General features: G+C 36.0%; 1 protein-coding gene. It reads right to left on the minus strand.

Translation table 11 applies throughout. The annotated features are described in order from the left end of the window. Nucleotides 1-356: 356 nt before the first annotated feature. A complete protein-coding gene (locus MYP_RS24575; RefSeq protein WP_045470063.1) occupies nt 357-692 on the minus strand; it encodes a helix-turn-helix domain-containing protein in 336 nt (111 codons plus the stop codon). Nucleotides 693-878 lie beyond the last annotated feature (186 nt).

The following is an 878-nucleotide window of genomic DNA, read 5'->3' on the forward strand; positions in this document are numbered from 1 at the left end:
GCTCGCGCTCGCTTGTAGCGAGTGCAATCTGTGATATTCCCCGGCTGGTGTCTTCACCAGACGGAAATTATGATAAAGTATAGAGTTAAAAAAGCCCGGAGGTTATAATCTTCGGGCTTTTATTGTTCTTAATTGGTAAGCGACTTTAGTTTTACATTATTACTCCGCTCGCGCTCGCTTGTAGCGAGTGCAATCTGTGATAGAGGTAGAAGTATAGAAAGTTAAGTTACGATTGAATAAAGCGCATTCGCATTTGTAATGCTGCTCCCCGGCTGGTGTCTTCACCAGACGGAAATTATGATGAAGCAATAGAGTTTTAAAAAAAGCCCGGAGGTGATAATCTTCGGGCTTTTGCTTTATAAGGAATTTAATTTAGTTGCTTTAATGAAGTTGTCAATTGTAAGTAGAAGACATTCTTTATCCTTTGCGGGCAAATTTTCAATATCATTAATACGCTTTAACATTTTAGGATCTTTTAATACATCCTGTTGTTTAGTCTCTCCTAGTAAATAACCAACAGTAGTATTGAGGACTTGAGCCATTTTTTTTACTACGTCAATAGTTGGTTTTACTTCGTCTCGCTCATACTTTCCAATAATAGAATGGTGTGCTTCAATAAGCTTGGCAAGCTCATTTTGTGAAAGCTCTTGAGCTTCTCTGCACTCTCGTAATTTTTTGCCAAAAGTATCCATGTTGCTGCAATAAATGGTGTTAAATGTGCTTTTATGCGCTGAATTACCAAATGTATTGCTAAAAAATTAGTAATAAAAATTAGATATTCTTTGTGTGGATAGTAAAATCTTATAGTTTTGTACCAAATATTAGCAACTGTAGAAAACTGAAAATATTTTTTATGAATCAACCATTGACCCCACTAG

The organism is Sporocytophaga myxococcoides, assembly GCF_000775915.1.
Lineage (GTDB): Bacteria > Bacteroidota > Bacteroidia > Cytophagales > Cytophagaceae > Sporocytophaga > Sporocytophaga myxococcoides_A.